Consider the following 23,793-nt stretch of genomic DNA (forward strand, 5'->3'; position numbering starts at 1 on the left):
GGTGACTGCAAGTTCTCCAGCTTTAACCAGGCACGACGACCAGAGCGCTGGCCGAGGGCTTGAGATTTAATGCTGAGAGTGTGAATGTGCAACGTCATGAGCCGTTGTGGCCGGAAAACGCCATAGCGCGGATGTTCTTGCAAGGCCGCGATAGCGGCTGGTCACTCACCGAACTCTTTTTCACTGCGCTTAGCATCGGGAAGCTGCGCATCCAGTGACGCCCGGTACCTGACGCAGCCGCGCATGAATTGCGGCCAGTCGGGAACAACAGGCTGCGGCTCGACTTGCTCAGGCAGCAGCGCCCACAGATGCGGGTGATACCAGCACAGGTCGTGGCCGGAACAATCGCGATGGGCGCGGATGCCAGCACGCAGTTTTCTTACTTCAGCGATCAGTTGCGCTTGGGTCATGTCGCTCAGATCTAGATCGACTGCAGAATCATCCGTTGCGCTCATGGCATTGAATCCAAAGCCCAATTAGCCGCATGGGTGGCATGCAGCGCTGTGGTGTCGAACAGTTGCACGCGCACGTGCTGCGGCTCGATCAGCAGGGAGATTTCGGTGCAGCCCAGGATGATGCCTTGCGCGCCTTGCTGCATCAGCCGCTCAATCACTTCTAAATAGGCTTGGCGCGATGCATCTCGGACTTGGCCTTGGCACAGCTCGTCATAGATCACGCGGTGCACGGTGGCGCGGTCGGCCTCGTCGGGCACCAGCACGTGCAGGCCATGTTGATCCAGCAGCCGGGCGCGGTAGAACTCCTGCTCCATCGTGAAACGGGTGCCGAGCAGCCCGACGCGCTCCAGCCCCGCGGCGCGGATGGCACTAGCGGTGGGGTCGGCAATGTGCAGCAGCGGGATACGCGTGGCGGCCTCGATCTGCGCGGCCACCTTGTGCATGGTGTTGGTGCACAGCACCAGCGCCTCGGCACCGGCGTCTTCCAGCCGCTGCGCGGCCTCGGCCAGCATCGCGCCAGCAGCATCCCACTGGCCAGCGTGCTGCAACTGCTCGATCTCATGGAAGTCCACGCTCCAAAGCACGATGCGCGCCGAATGCAGCCCGCCCATGCGCTGCTGGATGGTCTGGTTGATGTGCCGATAGTAGGGGACGGTGGATTCCCAGCTCATCCCGCCGATCAGGCCTAGTGTCTTCATATGGTTCCTTGCGAACGGTCTTGAATTGACGGAAGCGGTGTTGACCATCAACTACCCCTTCCATTGCTTAGCAATGGTAGTCCCGCTTGCCTGCGAGAATTGCTTTCGATATGTGGTCACGGATGACTCGTCGTATGTTCAGGCCGATGCGGCATCGGCAGCCTCTCTGTCTTCGGCCGTCACCGAGGTCATCTTTGCCAGTCGCGGTGCGCACCACTGACGCAGGTCGTCCATCAACGAATAGACCACTGGCACGAACACCAGGCTGAGCAGTGTTGACGTAACCAGTCCGCCAATCACGGCAATGGCCATCGGTGCACGAAATCCCGCGTCGGCACCGCTGGCGAACACGGCGGGCACCATGCCTGCGGCCATCGCGATGGTGGTCATGACGATCGGCCGGGCGCGTTCGGCACCTGATTGCAGCAGTGCCTGCGCACGCGGCATGCCGTGGCGGCGCTTGTCGATCACGAAGTCCACCAGCAGGATCGAGTTCTTGGTGACGATACCCATCAGCATCAGAATACCGATCACCGCCGGCAGGTCGAGCGCTGCGCCGTACAGCAGCAGTCCGCCGATTGCACCGCCGAGCGACAGCGGCAGCGCAGTGAGGATCGTGATTGGCTGCAGGAAGTCACGGAACAGCAGCACCAGCACCGCGAACACCATCAGCACGCCAAAACCCATGGCGATGCTGAATTTGTCGAACATTTCGGCCATGTACTCGGCATCACCGTACTCGACCTCACGGACGCCGTCGGGAAGTTCGCGCAGCGCTGGCAAGGCGTTGATGGCGGCCAGTGCCTCACCCAGTGTGGTGCCTGCCATCAGGTCGGCGTCCACCGAGACGCGGCGCTGGCGGTCAAAGCGCTCGATGCGCGATGGTCCGTCGGCAAAGCGCAGATCGGCGACCGCATGCAGCGGCACGGTACTCCCGTCATCCGCTGCTACACGTAGGCGGCGCAGGGTGTCGAGATCGTCGCGCGCAGATTCGGCCAGTGCTACGCGCACCGGCACCTGCCGGTCGGCGAAGTTGAAACGGGCCGAATTGGCATCGAGATCGCCCACGGTAGCAATGCGCAGTGTGTCGCCAATGGCCAGCGGCGGGATGTTGGCGCGCGCGGCTTCGTCCATACGCGGCTCGATTCGCAGTTCTGGGCGCAGCAGCGGCTCGTTGACCTGCACGTTGGCAATGCCGGGGACTCCTTGCATCTGGCGACGCAGCGCGTGAGCGGCTTCTGTTAGCGTGTCGGGGGCCTCGCCGACGAGAATTACCGAGATTTCGCGCGCGGCGGTTTCACCGCGCACGGCCAATCGCAGGTCGGCAACGTTCGCCAGTTCACGACGCAAGGCCTGCTCGAAGGCTTTTTGATCCAGCTTGCGCTCACGCGGTGACACCAGCTTGATCAGCAACGATCCTTGCGCCACGTCGTCACCGCCAGCGGTGGCGAAGATCGCGGCCACTTCAGCACGTTGTGCGATGGTGTCAGCCAGCGCTTGCAGACGGACATCGGTTTCGGCCAGTGGCGTGCCTGGCGGCAATGTCACGTCCAGTTGCACCAGGCTGCGGTCATTGACCGGCAGGAATCCTGTCGGCAGGAGTGGTACCAACGCCAGCGAGATCGTCAGGAACGCGGCACCGGCCAGCACCGTCGTACGGCGGTGCTGCAACGCCCAGTCCAATAGGCGCAAATAGCGCTTCATCAAGCCACCGGCGGATTGTGTGGGATGGTCTGTGTGTTCGGCCTTGGGCTTGAGCAGGTACGCTGCCAGCAGCGGTGTGCCCAACCGAGCCACCAGCATTGAGGCCAGCACCGCGACAGAGACTGTGACGCCAAACTGGCTGAAGTACTGGCCGATGGTGCCGCCGATGAAGCTGACAGGGAGGAAAACGGCCACGATAGTCGCGGTGATCGCGATCACCGCGAAACCAATGGAGTCAGCACCGTCGATGGCGGCCTGGAACGGGCGCTTGCCCCTGTCCAGGTGACGCTCGATGTTCTCGATCTCGACGATGGCATCGTCCACCAGAATGCCGATCACCAGTGTCAGCCCCAGCAAGGTGATGCTGTTCAAGGTGTAGCCCAGCCAGGCCATGACCACGAAGGTCGGCAGGATCGACAGCGGCAAGGCGATAGCGGCGACCAACGTGGCACGCCAACTGCGTAGGAACAGGAGCACCACCAGCACGGTCAGCAGCGCGCCTTCGATCAGCGTGGTCATCGCAGCGCGATAGCTGGATCGGGTGTAGTCCACGGTGTTGGAGACTTGCTCGATACGCACATCGGGGTGTGTGCGTTGCAACGTACTGATCGCTGCTTCCACGCCTGCTGCGACGACGGTGTCACTGGAGCCTCGTGTGCGGAACACCGCAAAACCTACCACTTCCTCGCCATCGAGTCGGGCACGGGTGCGCGGCTCGGCACCGCCGTCAGTGACCTTTGCCAAATCCGACAGTCGCGCCCAACGTCCATCCGGCAATGCAATCGGGCGGTCGGCCAGGGTTTCCACACTGGTGGCGCTGCCCAGGGCACGGATAGCCCGCTCGCGCCCATCGAGCGTGGCGCGACCACCAGGCACGTCAATGTTGGACTGTGCCAGTTGCGTATTGACCTGTCCTGCCGTGATGCCAAGCGCTTCCAGTCGCTCGGGCAGCAACGCGACGCGCACCTCTCGTCCGATGCCTCCCAGACGTTGAACTTGCTGTACACCGGGGGCTGCCAACAAGGCGCGGCTGACCGTATCGTCAATGAACCACGACAACTCCGGCAGGCTTTTGGCCGGGGCACGTACCGCGTAATGGAACAACGCACCGCCTTCGACATCCACCCGTGCGATTACTGGCTCCAGGATACCTTGAGGCAAGTTGGAGCGGATCTGTGTCACAGCATCGCGCACGTCGTTGGTTGCGCGATCTGGGTTGATGCCGAGCTGGAATTCCACCGTGGTCTGCGACAACCCATCGCTCATCGTCGAACTCAGGTGACGAATGCCCGCCAACCCGGCCACGGCAGCCTCCACCCGACGCGTGACGGCGTTTTCCAGTTCGCTTGGCGCTGCGCCGGGCTGGGCGATGGAGACGGTGACGATGGGAAAGGTCACTTGCGGATTGGCATTGACCGGCAGCTTGACGAAGGCCATCCATCCGGCGATCGACAACACCAGAAACAATACGATGGTCGGGATCGGACGGCGAATCGCCCAAGAGGACAACTGGAAGCTCATGGCGTGTATCCGTTCTCAGTGCCGTTGGCCATTCGCACCACGTCGCCTTCGCGCACAAAAGCGATGGATTCGCGCACCACGTGCTCGCCCGGCGCTAGCCCAGCAACGACTTCCAGCAGGTCGCCATGGCGGCGACCTGGTGTAATCACACGTCGCACGACACGGCCGTGCTCATCGACCTGCATCACGCTGGATTGGCCCTCGGCTGTGATCGTGACGGCCCGTGCCGGAACCGCCACAGGGAAGACTTGCACAGGCAAGCTGAAGTAGGCTTCGGCATGGCTACCGGCATGCAGTCGTTGCGTCCTGCTGTCTGACTGATCGAGAGCAACACGGATGCGCCCCAGGCGCGTGCGCGTATCGAGTTCCGGGGTGATCAGCCGTACCGTGCCATTGAGGTCATCCGCCGCGTCGCCCACATGTACCTTGACGGTCATGCCGATGGCAAGCCGGGAGAGATCGGTTGCCGTGGCGTCGGCATCGAGTTCGATCTCGCCATCGCCGATCAGGCGGAACAGGGGGGCGGAACCAGCCAATGCGCCGACACGTGCGTTGCGCGATGACACCACGCCATCGACAGGGGCGAGTATGTCGGCTTTGCCGCGCTGGTTGTGCTGGTCCACGACCTGCGCCTGGGCCTGCTGCACATCGGCACGCGCCGCCTGCAGATTGGCAGCGGCGGAGGTGGCCCGCGCACGTTGTTCATCGACCTGTTGCGTACTGACCGCGCCTGAGCGCGCCAGTGGTTCGATGCGCGCCAACGTGGTGCGGGCCTCTGCTTCCTGTGCCTGTTGCTCGCGCAACACTGCTCGTGCCCGCGACAATGCCGCCTCCGCCTGTTGCAACTGCATCTGCACATGGATGGTTTCCAGCCGCGCCAGCAATTGACCCTGGCGCACCTGTTCGCCCACCTCCACATGCACCTCGGCTATGCGCAGGTCCTGCAAGGCGGTGCCGATAGCGATGTCATCCCGCGCTACCAGCGTGCCGCTCAGGCGTAGCGTGGGCGTCACCGAGACCGGGGCTGCCACCGCTGTGCTCACCTGCAACGGTGGTTCGCTGACAGGTGCATCCGTGGTGCCAGGCCAGAGCCACCAGATAGCGAGGACAAGTATCGCCAAGACGGCAAGCTTTAACGACCATGTGCGAAATGGGCGACCAGTTGGGGGAGAGCATTCAGCGGTTAGGAGTGTCATCGGCGTGATCTGGATAAGGGAGAGTCGGAAGCGGATACGTGGGTCAGGTTGTCCAACCCGCGCAGTCCGGGTAGCCATGCGGCTGCGACAAGCAAGGCAATGGCAACAAGGGCCATCGCCGCGAGCACCGGACGGCTGCCGGTCAGGTCGATGGCACCACCGGCCAGCAGTACTGCCAAAGGCGTGGCAACCAGCGCGGCGGCGGTCGAAGCACCAAGTACCCGGCTGCGGATGGCGACTGGCGCGCGCCGCAGCAGAACGGTGGTCAGCAAGGGGTTGAGTGGGCCGGAGCCCAGACCAGCCAGCACGCCGGCCAGTAGCCGCAGGCCTTCGTCATTGGCTAAGGTGAGCAGGCAGAACGCCATAACCTCCAGCGCAAGACAGGCCAGCACGATGCGGCGCAGCCCCAGCCGCGGACCGAAGCGGGCAAAGGCCAGTGCGCCGACAATTGCACCGCTACCGGCTGCTGCCAGGAACCAGCCCAGTGAGCTGGCCGCCAACCCAGCCTCGCGGATGCGTACCGGCATCACGATCGCATCGAGCGCACCGAACAGGCCGACCACGGCAGTGCCGAGCAGCAGCAGGCTGCGCAGCGAGGGATCGCCCAGCAGGAAACGCGCGCCAGCCAGCACGTCGGCGGATCGGCTGGTGTCCTGGCTGATGCGGCGCACGCGTCGGCCCGGTAGGGACAACCGATCCAGCACCGCTGCCATCAGCGAGCATCCGGCTGTCAGAAGCAAGGTCCGTTCCGGTCCGAACAGTGCAATACCCAGGCCCGCCGCTGCCGGTGCCACGATATTGGCCATACTGCCAACCAGCTTGTTCAGTGCTGTGGCACGCTCCAGCGGCATACGGGCCAGTCGCGCCAGTTCGGGATAGCGCGACTCCTGCGCAGTCATCCCTGGGCCATCAAACAATGCGCCAAGCGCAATCAAGGCCAGCAGGGTCGTCAGCCCAAGCCATTGGTGGCCCGCCAACCAGACGATCAGCGCCATGCTGGCAGCACTGACCAGATCGGCACTGACCGCCACCGGACGGGCACCGAAGCGGTCGATCAGCGCACCGCCAAAAAACGATCCGAGGATCAGCGGCAGCATACCGGCAGCAGCGGCCACGCCTGTCCAGGCTGCACTGCCGGTCATGTCCAGCACCAGCCAGGGCAGCGCGACCGCTGCCACGCTGTTGCCGAACAGCGAACTGCCGCTGGCGGCGATCACGCCCAGCATGGGCGCACGACGGCGCTTGGGGAGCAGGCTCATGGCGTATGCTTCATTGAGCCAGTTGTCAGAAACTGTAGTTCAGCATCAGGGTGCCGGTGATGCCGGTCTTTTCTTCGACCAGCGGACTGTTCTTGGCAGGCTCGGAAAACTGCATGACGTTTACGGCCGCGAACAGCGTCCAGTGCTTGTTGAAATCGTGACTCCAGTCGGCTGTCAGCGAATAGGCGTAGATGCCCGACTTCGGCGTGAATTGTGAGAAGCGGCTGCGCTGACTTTGTGTCTGGGTCACACCGAAGTACGTCTGGTTGTAGTCACGATCGGCCGCATGCACGTTCATACCCACGGTGATGGTGTCCTTGGCGCCGTCGAAGACGGTGCTTTCCAGGCCAAGCCGATAGCGATTGCCACGATCGCTCTGACCCGCCACGCGGAACTCGGCTTCGGCATTGACGGCCAGCCAAGACGTGAGCTGTTGTGCCGCAAGCACGTTAATGACTGCGCTGCTCTTGATCTCGCCCATACCCGCGAGTTTCTTCGAGCCGGGTCGCCAGTCGCTGTCCTTCTCGGTGCGGCCGAAGTCATAGCTCAGTGCTGAACTGACGTAAAAGCCGGATTCGGTCATGTATTCGGCACCCAACCCGCGCACGCTGTCGGCAAAGAAAATGCCGCGATACACCGCCACCGTCGGCACCGGCACCACCTTTGTGTCCTTGGCTCCCAGATAGCGTGGCATCACACCTGCACCCAGGCCGACGATGACCTCGGTTTTTTCGCCGAACAGGCTGGGCGTGGCAGGGACGTCCTGTGCGTGGGCGGCCGTCGTTGCAATGCAGCCGGTCGTTACCAGGGTGGTCGCCAGCAGTTTGCGGGTGCGTGTGGGGCGTAGAGAGAAAGAGAAAAACGTACTCATGAATGGTTCCTTCGGTTTTGACAGACAAAGCGGGGCCTACGGCCGCCTGTCAGTCAGGTGCCGGAGGAAGAATCGAGCAGTCGAGGGAAAGCGCTGGAAGGCGCATTCAGTCGCTTAACCAGCAGGTGGTTCCAGGAAACGACGCACCATGCGCAGCAGTACAGGGGTATGCGTGCTGGCTTTGAAGTCCGGGTCCATCAGTGCACGGCCTACAGCACCATCGGCCAAGGCAATCAGCCATGTGGCCGCAAGCTCCGGCTGGATTGCGGGGTCGATCTGGCCCTTGGCGATACCTCGTTGCAACAGCGCCGCCAAGTCGGCCTTGATCTGTGCTTCGTTCTCGGCAAACAGGCTGCCGATCTCCGAATTACTCATCGTCTCGGCAGCAATCTCGACGCTGATGCGTGCATAGACTGGATCGGCCGACTGTTCCAGCAATTCAATCGCTAAGGTTTCGATGGCGGTGATCGCATCATCCTCATCGGCCAGGCGAGCGAAACGCGCATTCATTTCGTTGCGATCTTCCTCGGCAATGGCGGCGATCAAGGCCGACTTGTTCGGGTAGTAGTGGAACAGGTTGCCCGGACTCATCCCGGCGGCAGCGCAAATCTCGTTGGTCGAGGTGCCATGGAAACCCTTGCGGGCAAAGCAGGCCACGGCGGCATCGAGGATATGGCGGCGCTTGGCCTCCTGTTTTTCGGGGTCGATCTTGCGCATTGCATTACTCCTTCATGTTCGGGGCCAGTGCTGATTTCGCTTGTCGCTGGCCGACATAGGCCATGCTCGCGGCGAGGATCAACACCGTGCAAGGTGCCGCTGGGAGTCGTCATTCGGGCGGAATCACGCATCACCGCAACTACCTTGGATCATCATTTATCTTTACTAGACTAAGTAGTCGATCTATTATTGTGATCAATCTAAAACGTGTCAAGCAATTCCGTAACCAAGGACTCACCTATGAGCTATCCACCCCCTTTCTCGTTGCGCGGCGTGTTTCGACGTACATCCTTGTTCATGGCCGTTGCGCTATTGAGTGGCTGCGTCACCCTGGGGCCGTTGCCCGATGCGGCGCAGCCCGTAGCGGCTGATTGGCGCAATCGCGGTGTGCTGACCACCGCCCCAGGTGCGGACCCGGCCACATGGTGGAGTGCATTCAACGATCCGGTGCTCGATGCGCTGGTGGCGCAGACGCTGGGGTCGAATCTGAACTTGGCGCAGGCCGGACATCGTTTGCGCGCGGCGCGCTCTCTGGTCCGACCTGCGATCGCACAGCAACGCCCGCAGATTACTGCCGGTGCTAGCGGACAGCGGCAGCAGCGACTCTCCGGCCCGGGCAACATTGACCTTCAGCGCAGTGAGCTGTCTCCAGACGGCCTGCTGCTGCGCGAAGAAGGACGCGCCAGCGGCAATTGGCAGGCCGGGTTCGATGCAGCGTGGGAAATTGACCTGTTCGGACGGGCCTCTGCCGGAGTCACGGCGGCACGGGCGGCAGCCGAAGGTGCCGAAGCCGAAGCGGAGATGGCCCGTGTGTCAGTGGTTGCCGAGGTGGTGCGAACCTATGTCGAACTGCGAGCCGCGCAGCAACGCCAAGCGCTGTTGACAGCGAATATAGAAGCCCAGAATCGTCTGGTCGCACTGGCGCGTGAGCGGCGTGATGCAGGAATAGGAAGCGACCTGGACGTGGATCGCAGTTTGACGATCGCAGCCGATACCGCTGGGCAGTTGCATACGCAAGGCTTGCTCATTGGTCAGGCCGTGCAACGGATCGCGGTGCTGACCGGGGAATCGGTCGTCAATGACGCACTTTTGCAGGCTGTCTCCCAACCACAGGCCAGGTTGCTGGCGCTGCCGATATTGCCTGCCGACCTGTTGCGAGTACGACCGGACATTCGGCGCGCCGAACACGCTGTAACGCAGGCCGCAGCGGAGCTGGATGTTGCGGTGGCCGACCTCTACCCACGCCTGAGCTTGACCGGTGCCTTGCAGGCCACGGGCAACCTGGTCGGGAACGCGCTGCCGGGCCGAACCTCGCAGGCGCTCGCCGGGCTTTCGATTCAGATCCCCTTGTTGGATTGGGGCGCGCGCCGCGCTGTGGTGAATGCGCGTGAAGCCGTATTGGCGGCGACCATTGAAAGCTATCGGCTGGCCGTACTCGAAGGCATCGAAGAAACCGAAAATGCACTCAATGCCATCGAGACACAACGCCGCCGGATGAACGAGGAGTCCGTTCGCCTGCAAGCAGCACAACGTGCAGATTCCCATGCAGACATGCTGAATCGGCGTGGCATCACTTCGCTTTCCGACAGGCTGGAGGCAGCCATTGTCTTGCGTGGTGCAGAACTGGCAGGCGTGGAAGTGGTCGAGCAACAGGCCTTGGCTGTGGTTGCACTGCACAAGGCAGTAGGAGGCGCCAGCCTGCGTGCAGCACAACCCATGCACGCTGGCATATGAAAGGACAGCATCATGGAATTGCGCCACCTTCGATGCTTCCTGGCCGTCGCTGAAGAACTGCATTTCGCTCGTGCGGCAGAGCGCCTGCACATCGAGCAGTCGCCCCTGTCGCGTGCCATCAAGGAATTGGAAGAAGAGCTGGGAGTGGTGCTTTTTGCGCGCACCACACGTAGCACTCGAATAACCCGTGCAGGCAAGCTGTTTCTGGAACACGTGCCGCGCGTATTTGCAGCCTTGGATCAGGCCCGTGGCAGTGTTACGGCGGCAGCTAACGGATTTCATGCCCAGTTGCGCATTGCCTTGTCCGATGGGATGACGCCTGCGCGGCTGCCAGCGCTCTTGGCGCAGTGCCGTCAGGACGAACCCGAAGTCGATATCCGTTTATTCGAGGTGCCGTTGGCGCAGCAGATCAAAGGGCTGCACGAAGATCTGTACGACGTTGGCTTTGCCCAGAGCAATGAAGTGGGAGATGGCATTCTGGCCGTGCCGGTTTGGCACGATCCCTTGGCGGTGGCAGTGCCTGCACGGCATCCGATTCTGAGCCATAAGCGTATTCCATTGGAAGAAGTCCTGCGTTATCCACTGGTGATGTGTGACCCGGTTGCATGCGAAGGCTATGCTCGCCAAGTGGCGCGTGTATTGCGCACAGTGGATGTCGAACCGTTGACGGCGGAACAGGTCACATCCTTCGACTTGATGATGACGCTGGTATCCGCCGGTTTCGCGCTAGGGCTGGCGGGCGCATCGCAGATTGCCGCCAGTCGTGAACCTGGTGTTGTGGCTCGCCAGTTAGCCGGTGCTCAGCCACCGCTGACCACCTATCTGCTACACCTTGATCGCGTGCCATCACATACCTTGGTGCGCTTCATCGAGCGAGCCCGAAGATAGGTTTGCCAGTTTGGTCTTGGCGACGGACTTGGGTGTGCGACCGTAGTAGCGCTCGAATGCTGCGCTGAAACTGGACAGGTGTTCGTAGCCGACCCTGTAAGCCACAGTCGAGACATACAGACCTGTCTCCAGCAGTTCCCAGGCTTTCTTCATGCGGATGTCCATGAGCATGCGATGCGGGCTGGTGTCGAACATCTCCCGGAAGCCTTGCTTGAGCTTGAATTCGTTGATGCCTGCGGTGGCGCACAGGTAAGCAATCGTCAATTGCCGATCGTGCTGGTGCATCAGGATGTCGCGCACGCGCAGTATCCGATCCTGATCGTCGCCACGCAGCCGACCTTTGACTGGCGTTGAAGGGAGAAATGTACGGGTTTGTGCGGCCAACAAGCTGAGAGCGGCTATTTGAATATCCAGCAATCCTGCATCTCGGCCATGAAGATGCACCAGTGACTGCGCCAGGCGCTGGGTTCCAGCGCCATGCTTGCCGAAGAAGATATGGCGTGCAGAGTGGTCGTTGCCCACTCCATCGAGCAGGTGGGCCAGCCCATAGCGACGCAACAGGGACTCTTGGGCAATCAGGCGCAGTTGGCGGATTTCACGCTCGGCAGGAAAGCGACGTTCCCCGCGTACGCTTGAGAAAGCAGCCACGGTGCTGTGACCGGCGATGAAATCGAAGCGCTGCCCATTCTCGCCCAACGTGCTGGATTCACCTTCCAGCGCCACGGTGACGGTCAGCGAGCGGTTTTCCCTCTCCATGTTGCTGTGTTCCAGCAGGTCATGCCGAGGTCGATAGTTGGCATAGGCCACAGCGAGGCCGTCGTCGAGTTGGCACATGTCGTTCATGCAGTCGCCCAGTTCCGTGGGCAGTTGCGAGCGTAGCCAGATACCTTGACCGAGCGGTATCGGGCTGGAAATGTCTGCCGTATGGATTCGATAGATCATGCCATCTCCTTCGTGCCAACTTTCTCCTTGCCGGGAGATGGCGTGACTCCGAAATGCCAAAGAAAAAATCCGGAACGCCTAAATATCAAATGATACCTATTTGCGATTAAAAATTATAGTGACCCAAAGGCGAACTGACGCCTATTCATTTGCTTTTTTTGATTGGGTCATCTCATGGATTACAAGTTTTGCGCACTACACCGCGCCATCCTGCTTGCAATGCCGATACTGGTGTTGCCTGCCGTGGCAAGCGCCGAGGGCGCTTCTGCGTCGATGGCAGACGCCACTGTTGCGGAACTGCCTGCCATTACCATCACTGCCGACAAGACTGAACGCGCACTGGAGAAGGTGCCTGCCAGTGTGGCGGTGATCGACGGCCTGGATCTCGAACAATCCGGCATCGTCGGCATGGAGCAGTTGGAGGGTCGGATACCGGGCCTGTCATTCCAACCATTCGGCCAGGCGGGGCTGAACTCGCCTGTCATGCGTGGGCTGACGGCCAACTTCAACACCTTCTCGACGTCAACGCTGTTGCTGGTCGATGGCGTGCCGACACATACCGCGCAGGGCTTCGATGATGCGATGCTGGACGTGGATCGCATCGAAGTACTGCGCGGGCCGCAGTCCTCCCTCTATGGACGCAATGCCGAGGCTGGGGTGATCGCGATCCACAGCCTGCCGATGGACAACACGCCACGCGCCAGCGTCTCCGCTGATCTTGGCAGCCGTGACAAGCGGGGCGTTCGCTTCTCGCTGAGCCGTCCACTGGTGGAGGACAAGCTGTACGCCAGCATCTCAGGGTCATGGCTGAAACAGGATGGGTTCATCAACAACATCCATTCTGGCGGTAAAGAAGATGACCGCGAGCGGCGCAACCTGAAGTTGGGTCTGCGCTGGACGCCCACTGCCGCCACTGATCTGGTGCTGCGTTATGCCCGTCAGGACTACGACGATGGCGCGGCACTGTGGGGCTCGCTCACCGCACCCCGCAAGCAGGTGGCATCAGGTACACCGAGCTGGAACCGATCCGAAGGGCAGTCGCTGTCGCTGGATGCCTCGCACACTTTCGGTTCTGGCCTGCGACTGCGGTCGATCACGGCATGGAGCGATTTCACCGACGACATCCAGCAGGATACGGACTTCATGGCGGCGGACATCATGCACATCCGCCGCAATCACCGGTTGCGCACCGTATCGCAAGAGTTCCGGCTGGAAGGCAAGCTGGGAACGACCGACTGGCTTGCTGGCATCTACGCGGACCGCAGCGATAACGATCTACAGAACGTGGGTCGCCGCATGATGATGCTGGAAGACCTTCGCGCCGATCAGAAGAGCCGTACGGTGGCGCTGTTCACGCACTGGAATGTTCCGCTGAATGACACATGGAGCCTTTCCGCCGGTGCGCGTGTCGAGCGCAGCAAGGTGGAGATCGCCCCTCAAGGGGCATTGAAACAGGATCGGGATTGGACCCATTTCTCACCAAAACTGGCTCTCCAGTACCAGTTCGCCCCCGAGCACCAGTGGTATGTCAGTGCGAGCCGGGGCATCCGCACTGGTGGATTCAACGCGCTGTCGGCTGCAACCAACTATGCCGCCTTCGAGCCAGAGAAGAACTGGTCTTATGAAATGGGCTTCAAGGGCTGGGCGATTGACAAGCGGCTGCGCTACTCGGTGGCAGCCTACTTCATGGATATCAAGGATATGCAGGTGATGCAGATGCCCATGCCGGGTGTCATGTACATCACCAGTGCCGCGACGGCGCAGTCCAAGGGCATCGAACTGGATGTGGACTACTTGCTGGGCCATGGCTGGCAGCTCAAGGGCGGCCTGGCATGGAACCGCACGCGCTTTGACCGCTTCATCGACGGTGCTGCGAACTACTCCGGCAAGCGAAACCCGTTTGCACCTGATCTGACAGGCTATCTCGGCATCCGCTATGACGCGCCACAAGGCTGGTACGCGCAGGCCCAGGTGCGTGGCACCAGCAAGGTCTATCTGGATGCGGCCAACAGCTACAAGCGCAATGGCTATGGCTTGATCGACCTGGTGGCCGGATACCAGCAGGGCAACTGGGAAATCGCCGCGTATGTGAACAACGCCGCGAACAAGACCTACGATGCCGTCGGTTACCAGAATGGCTTTGTCACGGTCTACAGCCCGCCCCGCGAAGTGGGCATGCGCCTGACCTGGCGGATGTGAGGAAAAGGGTAATGGACTTTCTTACACCGCACCCTTTGCAGCCGTTCTGGAATATTGCGGCTGCGCCCATCCAAACCCAGGCGCTGGAACAGGCATTGCTCCTGGGGCTGTTCGATCGGCTGCGTCGGCCTGCCGATGCAGCAGCCGTAGCGAAAGACCTGCAACTGGACAAGGCTGCAACTTCGGTATGGCTGGATCTGCTCTGGAGTCTGGATCTGTTGTCACGGCAGGTACCTGCCGATGTACCCGACGAGCCGCGCTACGTCACCTCACCGATGGCATTACGCCACTTCGTCGATGGATCCAGCGAGAACTGCGCACAGGGCTGGCTGTATCGCGCCCGTTTCCTGGCGCGTTTCGCCGGGCAATGGGAAACGCTGCTGCGCCACGGCTTTGATCCGCAGGGCCAGGCAGCACCCAAAGGAAGCTGGGCGCAGGCTGCTCGCGAGCAGATCGGGCAGGAGCAGATCGCCGTGACCGTACCGGCGGTGCTGCGCCTGCTGGATACCTTGCCGCCCCTGCCTGAAACGGGTCGCCTGCTTGACCTGGGAGGTGGCCCCGGCCATGTCGGTATTGCATTGGCGCAACGTCTGCCGGGTTGGCAGGGCGTTGTATGCGACCAGCCGGAAACTGCCGAGGTGGCGCAGGAAAATATCCAGTCGGCCGGGTTGGCTGATCGGCTCCTGGCGCAGGGCTGCGACCTGAACACGGATGGTATCGGCAGCGGCTACGACCTAATCTGGTGTTCTGCAGTCCTGCATTTCCTGCGCGATCCGCATGCGCTGGTGCGCAAGGCCAGCGAGGCCTTGAATCCCGGTGGCCTGCTGTTGATGGCGCACGCTGAGCAGAGCGACGACCCCGCAGTGGCGGCGCGTGTGCTGCCGTTCTACGGCACGGTGGCGCTGCGCGGCAACCTGCTGCCGCGTCCGGGAGACATCGCCCGGATGATGGCCGATGAGGGCTTGACCGACATCCAGTCACTGGGGCGCGTCGATTTCCCGATGGCACCGGTCTGCCTGCACATGGGGAGGCGCCCATGAGCACGGCAACGATACCCGCACCGCGCTCCTGGTGGCCGCAGCAGTTGCTGATCGGCTGGCTCAACTTGGTGCTGACTGCACCCATCATCTACCTGTTCGTGGGCCTGCCACTGGTGATGCGCCAGCATGGCTGGAGCGGCACAGAAATCGGCCTTCTCCAACTGGCGGGCTTGCCCGCCATGCTCAAGTTCGTCCTCGCCACGCCTGTCGATCGCTGGCGGTTGGGCGCTGCCAGCTACAGAAACTGGGGTGTCTTGTTGGGTGTGCTGTACGCAGCAGCGCTGGTGCTGTTGGCAGTGAATGATCTTGCCGATACGCCCTATGCGCTGCTGTTTGCGCTGGCCATGCTGGCAAGCCTGCTGGGCACCTGGTTCGATGTACCGGTCAACGCATTGGCGATCAGGCTGCTTCCCGAATCCGAACGCATCCGCGCCGGTGCGATCCGCTCGGTTGCCGCATCGTTGGCTGCCATCGTGGGTGGCGGGGTGATGCTGGTGCTGCATGCGCGTCTGGGTTGGGCATGGCCCTTCGCCATGTTTGCGGCCAGCATTCTGCCCAGCATCTTGTTGTTGCGTTGGCTGGCAATAGATGGCGGCGGTGAGGACGAGCCGTTTCGTGGCAAGGCATCCCGTGCGGGCTTAAGGGAGTGGATCGGCTATTTCCGCACCTCCGAACACCGCGTATGGACATTACTGCTGCTGTTCTACTTCCCGGCCATCGGCGCTGCCTGGGTTTACCTGAAACCGTTGATGCTGGATCACGGTTTTGCGCAGGAACAGATCGCCTGGAGCATTGGCGTGGGCGGTGGCGTGGTGGCCGCTATTGCCAGCATGCTGGCTGGGCCGGTCATCAAGGCCATGGGTGCCAAAGCAGCCTTGCCCACGTTCGCTGCACTGAATCTGCTGGTGATGATTGCGCTGGCCCTGGTGGTGAGTTGTGGATGGGGCAAGACTGCCTTGATGGCGACGGCTCTGGCCTTGGCGCTGGCCATGGGGATGACCTCGGGTCTGTTGTTCGGTTTGATGATGAATCACGCACGCCAGCATCTGGCTGCACTGGACTATGGTTTGCAATCCAGCCTCTTTATAGCTTCTCGGACCACAGCGCCTCTGTTGGCCGGAATTTTGCTGGATCGGTTCGGTTACGGCGGATTACTGGCTGGTCTGGCGATCGCGCTGGGGCTGGTATGCCTGCTGGCGTGGCGCAGCCGTGATCGTATCTTCATCCACCGCGACGAACGCCTCAAGGGTCAGTCATGAGTACCACGGGCGACCAACAAAAGAGATCTGTGTACGACGCCTCCTGCTGGCCGCTCGGCATGACGTTTTCGAGCGGGAGTCCTCGGTTGGAGGACATGCTGGATGATGCGGCGAACTGGCGTGCATGGCTCGGTCGAGGTGAACGCTTTGCGATATTGCGTGTTCTGCTGGATCGTGATGCCTATGCTCATCCCCCAGGCGCGGCTCAGGCACGAAAAGCCTGGCTCGCCGAGCATGGCGATCTTATCCGGCAACACATGCTTGGAATGGCGCTGGTGCTGCCTGAGGATGTTCTGGATCAAGCGCAGCGAATGCAGGCCGAACGATTGTTCGGTGTGCCTGCACATGCGTTTTGCAGCGTCGAGGATGCCATCTCATGGCTACGACCTCTGATGACACAGAATTTTGGCATCGCCAATAGCGAGGCTGCGTTGATCAGAGCGCTGGTACGCAGTCAGCAAATGATCGCCTCGCTCAGCGGGAGGTAAGGGAAAACTATGCAATCCACTCTCAAACCAATGCCCGAGACAGCAAAAACCATAGGCGCGACAGCTACAGTTTGGCTATGGGTCGGCTTTGTTCTCGTGTCCCTGAATCTGCGGCTGATCTTTTCCACGCTGGGGCCGTTGCTGCGTAACCTGGAACTGGATTTCAGCTCGACGCTGCTTGTGACGGTACTGCCTACCGCCTTGTTGGGTTTGTTTTCGATTCCCGGCGTGCGCTTGCGCCAGTCTTTCGGGGAAGAGCGTGCCCTCGGGCTGGCGTTGGTATTGCTGGCGCTTGGCTGCGGCGTGCGTTGGTTTGGTGAACAGGGATTAATCCTGGGGACAGTGCTGGGTAGTGCGGGCATTGCAGTGATGAACGTGATCATGCCCGCGCTCGCACGCAAGCGCTTCGGGCCGCCACGCATGGGGCTGGTCATGGGTGTCTATGCCCTGATGCTGGGCGTGGGTGCTGTGCTGGGGGCCAGTGCCTCGTTTCCTTTGTTCCAGGCAATGGGGGCTGATACCGATGCGGCCTACCATTCGCTCGGGTTGTGGGCGCTGCCCGCTTTATTGGCTCTGGTGTTCTGGTTGCCGCAATTACGTTTTCAGAAAGTAGAGGCTGCGGGGCTTGGCGCAGGTGGCATGGCAGCGAAGCCCGCCGTGAATGTCTACCGCAACGGCATGGCTTGGTCTATTACGCTGTTCTTCGGCCTGCAGGCGCTCAATCTGTATGTATTTCTGCCTTGGATGCCGACCATATTGATGGATCGTGGTGCCAGCCAGGAAAGCGCAGCATGGATCTTTTCTCTGTCGCAAGTCAGTTTGATGGTGGGAAGCTTTGTGACGCCTTTGTTGGCTGCGCGCAAGCCGGATCAGCGGGTGTTTATCGCGATGACCGTATTGCTGTGCCTGGCAGGAACGCTGGGCCTGCAGTTCGCGCCGTTTGGTACGGCCCTGCTGTGGGCTTTGCTGCTGGGCTTTGGGCAAGGGGCCGGTCCGGCTTTGGGAGCCTTGTTGTTCGTGGCCAAAGCGGGGAGCGTAGAGACGGCAACTCGTGTATCGGCGATGGCGCAAACCGTTGGCTATCTGATTGCAGCCGTGGGGCCTTTGTTGGTAGGCGCGTTGTATCACAAGCTGGGAAATTGGAATGTCCCAATAGGGATACTGGCGGCAATTCTGATCGTTGAGTTGATCGTGTCTTTGCCTGCGGGCCGTAATGCAAAGATTTGAGGACAGCATGCGATGGAACTTCGGCACTTGCGTTGCTTTCTGGCCGTAGCCGAGGAACTGCACTTCGCCCGTGCGGCTGAGAAGCTGCACATCGAGCAGTCGCCGCTGTCACGGGCCATCAAGGAACTGGAAGAGGAATTGGGCGTGGCCTTGTTTGCCCGTACCACGCGCAGCACCCGGCTGACTCGGGCCGGTCGGTTGTTTCTGGAGCATGTGCCGCGTGTATTCACCGCCTTGCAGCAGGCCCGCGAGAGCGTGACGGCAGCGGCCAACGGCTTTCATCGGCAATTGCGGGTAGCACTATCCGATGGGATTACGCCTTCGCGCTTTCCTGCCTTGCTGGCGCGTTCCCGCGAGGAAGAACCGGATGTAGAAATCCGCCTGTTCGAGCTGCCGCTGTCGCAGCAGATCAGGGGGCTGCACGATGACCTGTTCGATGTGGGCTTTGCCCAAAGCGATGATGTCGGCGACGGTATCGTGGCCGAGCCGGTTTGGCATGACCCGCTGATGGTGGCGGTGCCAGCGCGGCATCCCATTCTCAGCCACAAGCGCATCCCGCTGGATGAGGTGCTGCGCTATCCCCTGGTGCTGTGTGATCCGCATGTGTGCGAGGGGCACGCCAGGCATGTCGAACGTGTGTTGCGGCAAGCCGCTACGGAGCCAATGGTGGCCGAACGGGTGGCATCCTGTGACCTGATGATGGTGCTGGTATCGGCAGGCATGGCGCTTGGGCTGACCAGCAAGGCGCATATCACCTCCAGCCGTGAACCGGGCGTGGTCGCTCGTCCCTTGGCCGGACATGCGCACATGATCACCACCTACCTGCTGCGCCCGGAGGGCGAGCCATCGGAAACGCTGGCCAGATTCATTCAGCGGGTGCAAACCGCCGACGCGGTTGCGCTTGAAGATGCAGCACAGGATCAAACCAATAAACCGGGAGGCATCGAACCATGAGTAAACCCACTTTGCTGTTTCTTGCCGCGCTGCTGACAGCTTGCGGCCAATCGGAAGCACCCAAGCCCCCTGTGAATCAGCCGGAGGTGCCGAGCGTGGAAGAACTGGCGTCCAACCCCGAGCGTTTGAGGGAGTTGCGCCGTCAATGCAAGACCGAGCGCCCGACCATGGGTGAGGTGCTGTGCAACCGCGTGGCCGAGGCGACCAACAAGCGTTTCTTCGGTGACGGTAACGTGCCTTATACCCCACCGGAAACGCCGCCGAAGTTCTGATTGCTGGCCGTTTGTAAAAATCTTGTTTTTCTTGCTCGCTACGCCGCAATGCGCCTTCGCTTGCGGCGTTTTTATCGCGCTTCCCCCTGCGCGAATTCATGCCTTTTTCTCGACTTTTCTCCCGATAACGGTCTTTGACCGGCACTGACCCGGCACCGATCCTGACGCCTGCGGCACGCGCTTGTGCCGCCTTTCCATGAGGAATCAGCGCAGGAGAAATTGGAGGCCAGGGTATGCAAGCTCAAGGGGTGTTGTTCGGGCAGATCGCCGCCGTATTCGGCATCGTGATCGCCGGCGTGTGGGGTGCCACGCAATGGACAGCCGCCGCCTTGGGCTATCAGCTACGCCTGGGCTCGCCTTGGTTCGACTTGTACGGCACGCCGGTTTATTACCCGTGGAAGCTGTTCGAGTGGTGGTTCTTCTTCGATGCCTACGCGCCGCACGTCTTCGACATAGGCGGCGCCATCGCGGGCGGCAGCGGTCTGGTGGCCGTGGTCGTCGCCATCGCCATGTCGGTGTGGCGCTCGCGGCAATCGCGTCTCGTCACCACCTACGGTTCGGCGCGCTGGGCCGAAGCGGATGACATTCGCAAGGCCGGGTTGACGCAGCCGGCCGGCGTCTTCCTCGGCAAGTATCGCAACGATTACCTGCGCCATGAAGGCCCGGAACACGTCCTGACCTTTGCGCCGACCCGTAGCGGTAAAGGCGTCGGCCTGGTAGTGCCCACGCTGCTTTCGTGGCCCGCGTCAGCGGTCATTCACGACATTAAAGGCGAGAACTGGCAGATCACCGCAGGCTGGCGCTCGCGCTTCTCGCATTGCCTGCTGTTCAACCCCACCGATGCGAAGTCGGCGGCCTACAACCCGCTGCTGGAGGTTCGGCGCGGCGCGCATGAAGTGCGCGACGTGCAGAACATCGCGGACATTCTCGTTGACCCCGAAGGCGCGCTGGAGAAGCGAAACCATTGGGAGAAAACCAGTCACGCGCTGCTGGTCGGGGCGATCCTGCATGTGCTGTACGCGGGTGAAGACAAGACGCTGCGCGGCGTCGCCAACTTCCTGTCCGATCCGGCCAGCCCGTTCGAGCTGACCTTGCACCGGATGATGACCACGAAGCACCTGGGCGATGCACCGCACCCGGTTGTTGCCTCCGCTGCGCGTGAAGTCTTGAACAAATCGGATAACGAGCGTTCGGGCGTGCTGTCCACGGCCATGTCGTTCCTCGGCCTATACCGCGACCCGACCGTGGCGGAAGTCACTTCGCGCTGCGACTGGCGCATCGCCGACCTGATCGCTTCCGAACATCCGGTGTCCCTCTATCTGGTGGTGCCACCCTCGGACATTTCCCGCACCAAACCGCTCATTCGCCTGATCCTCAACCAGATCGGCCGGCGGCTCACCGAATCGCTCGACGGGAGCGACGGCATCGAGCGCCGCCACAAGCTGCTGCTGATGCTCGACGAGTTCCCGGCGTTGGGCCGACTCGACTTCTTCGAGACAGCCTTGGCCTTCATGGCGGGCTACGGCATCCGCAGCTTTCTTATCGCGCAGTCGCTCAACCAGATCGACAAAGCCTACGGCCAGAACCATTCGATTCTGGACAACTGCCATGTGCGCGTGACGTTCGCGACCAATGACGAACGCACGGCCAAACGGATCTCCGAGACGCTGGGCACGGCTACCGAACTGCGCGCGCAGCGCAACTACGCGGGCCACCGGCTCGCGCCGTGGCTCGGGCATCTGATGGTGTCGCGGCAGGAGACGGCCCGCCCGCTGCTGACGCCGGGCGAAGTGATGCAGCTTCCGACCGACGAAGCCGTGGTGATGGTGTCCAGCGTCGCGCCGATCAAGGCGAAGAAGCTGCGCTACTACGCCGACGCCAATTTCAAGCAACGGGTGTTGCCACCGCCTGTGGTGGCGGCAGGCCGTTATGCCGATGTGCCGCCTGCGCGCCCTGACGACTGGAGCGGGCTGGCGATTCCTGCCATGCCGGTCACGGCTGCGAGTGATGGTCTGGCGGATATGCCTTCAAACGATGACGGTGGCCCCCGCCGCCAACCCGAACTGTCCGAATCCGTCGCCTACGACCCCGAACCGGAGCACTCGGCCAGCGATCTGTCATTGCTCGATGACGACGACCTGTTGCCACTTCCCAGTCAGCTCGATCCGGCCATGCAGCGCACGGCCCGGCTGGCTTCCCTCGACCCCAACGACGGAATCGACTTATGAGCCAATACCGCCTCAATCTGTTCATCCAACCCGAGCACGCCAAGCGTCTCGAAGAACTGGCCGCCAAGAAAGGCGTGTCCAAGTCGTCCATCGTCGCAGCGGCGCTCGCATCGTGGCTGTCGCCCGATGCAGGCGACCAGCGCGAGGCGGCCATTGCCAAGCGGCTGGATCGCCTGTCGCGCCAGGCCGAACGCATGGAGCGCGACCAGAACATCCAGATCGAAACGCTGGCGCTGTTCATCCGCTACTTCCTGACCGTCAGCACGCCAGTGCCCGAAGCCCATCAGGACGCGGCCCGCGCCCAGGGCCGGGCGCGCTTCGAGCAGTTCGTTGAACAGTTGGGCCGCCACTTGCTGCGCGGCCGCAGCCTGGTGCGGGACGTGGTGGAGGAACTGCATCCCGACCCGGTGCGGATGGACGACGCGGCGGCGCTAGCCGAAGCGCAGGAGCGTGCCTCGTGAGCGCCGTTCCGCAGACCCCGCCCGAACGCTCAGCCACCGCGGCTTCGCTGGATCGCCGCATCCAGATGCTGCGCACGGCTATGGGGCCGGTCATCGCCAGCGCGCTGGCCGATCCCGACGTGGTGGAAATCATGCTCAACCCCGATCGTACCCTTTGGGTGGATCGGCTGTCATCGGGCCGCACGCCGCTGGGCGTGGAACTGTCCGAAGACGATGGCGAACGCATCATTCGCCTGGTGGCCGCGCACGTCGGCGCAGAGGTGCATCGCGGCAGCCGCTGCTGACCGCCGAGCTACCCGAAACCGGCGAGCGGTTCGAGGGCATCTTGCCGCCGGCTGCGCCTGGCCCGGCCTTCGCGCTGCGCAAGCGCGCCGTGAACATCATCGGCCTGGATCGCTACGTCGCCGACGGCATCCTGACCACCGCGCAGGCCGAGTTCCTGCGCCGCGCGGTGCGCGAGCGCCAGAACATCCTGATCGCCGGGGCGACGAGCAGCGGCAAAACCACGCTCGCCAATGCCTTGCTCGCAGAAATCGCCGCCACCGGAGACCGCGTGCTGGTGCTCGAAGACACCATCGAACTGCAATGCGCCGCCCGTGACCATGTGCCGCTGCGCACCCGCGCGGGCGTCGTGTCCATGACCGAGCTGGTGCGCGCCACGATGCGCCTGCGCCCCGACCGCGTGATCGTCGGCGAGGTGCGCGGCGGTGAAGCCCTGGACTTGGTGAAGGTGTGGGGCACCGGCCATCCGGGCGGCATCGCCACCATCCACGCTGGTTCCGCGCTGGGCGCACTACTACGCCTCGAACAGTTGATTCTCGAAGTGGCGGTGAACCCGCCGCGTGCGCTAATCGCCGAGGCGGTCAATGTGGTGATCCACATCGCAGGGCGTGGCCGAAAGCGCTGCGTCGAAACCATTTCCCGTGTCGTCGGCTTCGACGGCGTGGGCTACCGGCTGGCGGATGCGCTGGAAACGCCGTTTCCCGAGCTGCCGCCGCTTTCTTCCCCGTCCCCTTACCACTCTGGAGAACTGCCATGACGCACGTTGATGCTTTCCGTTTTTCTGTAAATCCGCTTTCCCGCTTGATCATCCTGGCCCGTCCTGCGGGGCAAGGATTGCTGCTGGCTGCGCTGTTGCTGCTCCTGGCCGGAACGGCGCAGGCCGCAGGTTCCTCGATGCCGTGGGAAGGCCCGCTGCAATCCATCCTCGAATCCATCCAGGGGCCGGTGGCGCGCATTGTCGCGGTCATCATCATTATTTCGACGGGCCTGGCGCTGGCCTTCGGCGATACCAGTGGCGGTTTCCGCAAGCTGATCCAGATCGTGTTTGGCCTGTCCATTGCTTTTGCGGCGTCTTCCTTCTTCCTGTCGTTCTTCAGCTTCTCCGGTGGGGCCGTCGTATGAGTACGGCCACCGATCTTCCGGGCTTTGAAGTGCCGCTGCATCGCTCGCTGACCGAACCGCTCTTGATGGGCGGAGCGCCGCGCACCGTGGCGATTGCCAACGGCACGCTGGCCGCAGCCGTCGGGCTGGGCCTGCAACTCTGGATTCCCGGTGTCGTGCTCTGGATCGTCGGCCATTCGCTGGCGGTCTGGGGCGCGCGCGTCGATCCGCAGTTCATGCAGGTCTTCGCCCGGCACATCAAGCACAAGCCGCTGCTGGACGTGTAGGGGGATGCCG

21 protein-coding genes and 1 pseudogene are annotated in these 23,793 nt (G+C 62.1%); 14 read left to right on the plus strand and 8 right to left on the minus strand.

Going from position 1 to position 23,793, the window contains the following annotated elements; genetic code table 11:
• Positions 1–161: 161 nt before the first annotated feature.
• The 7 genes from EV679_RS16000 to EV679_RS16030 form a co-directional block, all read right to left on the minus strand.
• Positions 162–455 (minus strand): hypothetical protein, encoded by a 294-nt coding sequence (locus EV679_RS16000; protein ID WP_130487748.1) that lies wholly within the window; start codon positions 453–455, stop codon positions 162–164.
• Positions 452–1,153 (minus strand): aspartate/glutamate racemase family protein, encoded by a 702-nt coding sequence (locus tag EV679_RS16005; protein WP_130487749.1) that lies wholly within the window; start codon positions 1,151–1,153, stop codon positions 452–454. The genes EV679_RS16000 and EV679_RS16005 overlap by 4 nt, the downstream gene beginning before the upstream one ends.
• A gap of 138 nt (positions 1,154–1,291) precedes the next feature.
• Positions 1,292–4,378: an efflux RND transporter permease subunit gene (locus tag EV679_RS16010; RefSeq protein ID WP_130487750.1), complete on the minus strand. Its 3,087-nt coding sequence runs from the start codon at positions 4,376–4,378 to the stop codon at positions 1,292–1,294.
• A complete protein-coding gene (locus EV679_RS16015) occupies positions 4,375–5,409 on the minus strand; it encodes an efflux RND transporter periplasmic adaptor subunit (protein ID WP_165390073.1) in 1,035 nt (344 codons plus the stop codon). The genes EV679_RS16010 and EV679_RS16015 overlap by 4 nt, the downstream gene beginning before the upstream one ends.
• A gap of 161 nt (positions 5,410–5,570) precedes the next feature.
• Complete coding sequence (locus tag EV679_RS16020) at positions 5,571–6,833, minus strand: MFS transporter (RefSeq protein ID WP_130487752.1); 1,263 nt, start codon at positions 6,831–6,833, stop codon at positions 5,571–5,573.
• Positions 6,834–6,858: 25 nt separating this feature from the next.
• Entirely contained in the window at positions 6,859–7,704 is an 846-nt protein-coding gene (locus EV679_RS16025) for a MipA/OmpV family protein (protein WP_130487753.1), read from the minus strand.
• Between the two features lie 114 nt (positions 7,705–7,818).
• Positions 7,819–8,421: a TetR/AcrR family transcriptional regulator gene (locus tag EV679_RS16030; protein ID WP_130487754.1), complete on the minus strand. Its 603-nt coding sequence runs from the start codon at positions 8,419–8,421 to the stop codon at positions 7,819–7,821.
• A 240-nt stretch (positions 8,422–8,661) separates the two neighbouring features.
• On the opposite strand from EV679_RS16030, the gene EV679_RS16035 reads away from it, so the two are divergent.
• Together EV679_RS16035 and EV679_RS16040 are read left to right on the plus strand one after the other, a co-directional pair.
• On the plus strand, positions 8,662–10,155 hold the full coding sequence (locus EV679_RS16035) for an efflux transporter outer membrane subunit (protein WP_130487755.1): 1,494 nt from the start codon (positions 8,662–8,664) through the stop codon (positions 10,153–10,155).
• Positions 10,156–10,167: 12 nt separating this feature from the next.
• On the plus strand, positions 10,168–11,043 hold the full coding sequence (locus EV679_RS16040) for a LysR family transcriptional regulator (protein WP_130487756.1): 876 nt from the start codon (positions 10,168–10,170) through the stop codon (positions 11,041–11,043).
• Here the strand turns inward: EV679_RS16040 and EV679_RS16045 are convergent.
• Positions 11,002–11,985 (minus strand): helix-turn-helix transcriptional regulator, encoded by a 984-nt coding sequence (locus EV679_RS16045; protein WP_130487757.1) that lies wholly within the window; start codon positions 11,983–11,985, stop codon positions 11,002–11,004. The genes EV679_RS16040 and EV679_RS16045 overlap by 42 nt on opposite strands.
• A gap of 174 nt (positions 11,986–12,159) precedes the next feature.
• On the opposite strand from EV679_RS16045, the gene EV679_RS16050 reads away from it, so the two are divergent.
• The 12 genes and pseudogenes from EV679_RS16050 (at position 12,160) to EV679_RS16105 (ending at position 23,783) form a co-directional block, all read left to right on the plus strand.
• Positions 12,160–14,184 (plus strand): TonB-dependent receptor, encoded by a 2,025-nt coding sequence (locus EV679_RS16050; protein ID WP_242611512.1) that lies wholly within the window; start codon positions 12,160–12,162, stop codon positions 14,182–14,184.
• Between the two features lie 11 nt (positions 14,185–14,195).
• Complete coding sequence (locus tag EV679_RS16055; protein ID WP_130487758.1) at positions 14,196–15,224, plus strand: class I SAM-dependent methyltransferase; 1,029 nt, start codon at positions 14,196–14,198, stop codon at positions 15,222–15,224.
• Positions 15,221–16,483, plus strand: coding sequence for an MFS transporter (locus EV679_RS16060; RefSeq protein WP_130487759.1), 1,263 nt, complete (start codon positions 15,221–15,223; stop codon positions 16,481–16,483). The genes EV679_RS16055 and EV679_RS16060 overlap by 4 nt, the downstream gene beginning before the upstream one ends.
• Positions 16,480–16,971: a hypothetical protein gene (locus EV679_RS16065; protein WP_130487760.1), complete on the plus strand. Its 492-nt coding sequence runs from the start codon at positions 16,480–16,482 to the stop codon at positions 16,969–16,971. The genes EV679_RS16060 and EV679_RS16065 overlap by 4 nt, the downstream gene beginning before the upstream one ends.
• A gap of 30 nt (positions 16,972–17,001) precedes the next feature.
• Entirely contained in the window at positions 17,002–18,198 is a 1,197-nt protein-coding gene (locus EV679_RS16070; protein WP_278043813.1) for an MFS transporter, read from the plus strand.
• Positions 18,199–18,210: 12 nt separating this feature from the next.
• Positions 18,211–19,152, plus strand: coding sequence for a LysR family transcriptional regulator (locus EV679_RS16075; protein ID WP_130487762.1), 942 nt, complete (start codon positions 18,211–18,213; stop codon positions 19,150–19,152).
• Entirely contained in the window at positions 19,149–19,424 is a 276-nt protein-coding gene (locus tag EV679_RS16080) for an EexN family lipoprotein (protein WP_130487763.1), read from the plus strand. The genes EV679_RS16075 and EV679_RS16080 overlap by 4 nt, the downstream gene beginning before the upstream one ends.
• Before the next feature lie 233 nt (positions 19,425–19,657).
• On the plus strand, positions 19,658–21,652 hold the full coding sequence (locus EV679_RS16085) for a conjugal transfer protein TraG (protein WP_130487764.1): 1,995 nt from the start codon (positions 19,658–19,660) through the stop codon (positions 21,650–21,652).
• Complete coding sequence (locus EV679_RS16090) at positions 21,649–22,113, plus strand: ribbon-helix-helix protein, CopG family (protein WP_021018500.1); 465 nt, start codon at positions 21,649–21,651, stop codon at positions 22,111–22,113. Before EV679_RS16085 ends, EV679_RS16090 begins: the two co-directional genes overlap by 4 nt.
• Positions 22,110–23,152 (plus strand): annotated as a pseudogene (gene trbB / locus EV679_RS16095) (P-type conjugative transfer ATPase TrbB). Before EV679_RS16090 ends, trbB begins: the two are co-directional and overlap by 4 nt.
• A complete protein-coding gene (locus EV679_RS16100) occupies positions 23,149–23,517 on the plus strand; it encodes a TrbC/VirB2 family type IV secretion system protein (RefSeq protein WP_130487765.1) in 369 nt (122 codons plus the stop codon). Before trbB ends, EV679_RS16100 begins: the two are co-directional and overlap by 4 nt.
• Complete coding sequence (locus tag EV679_RS16105) at positions 23,514–23,783, plus strand: VirB3 family type IV secretion system protein (RefSeq protein WP_130487766.1); 270 nt, start codon at positions 23,514–23,516, stop codon at positions 23,781–23,783. The genes EV679_RS16100 and EV679_RS16105 overlap by 4 nt, the downstream gene beginning before the upstream one ends.
• The last annotated feature ends 10 nt before the right edge of the window (positions 23,784–23,793 follow it).

Source organism: Kerstersia gyiorum (assembly GCF_004216755.1).
In the GTDB taxonomy this organism is placed as follows: domain Bacteria; phylum Pseudomonadota; class Gammaproteobacteria; order Burkholderiales; family Burkholderiaceae_B; genus Kerstersia; species Kerstersia gyiorum.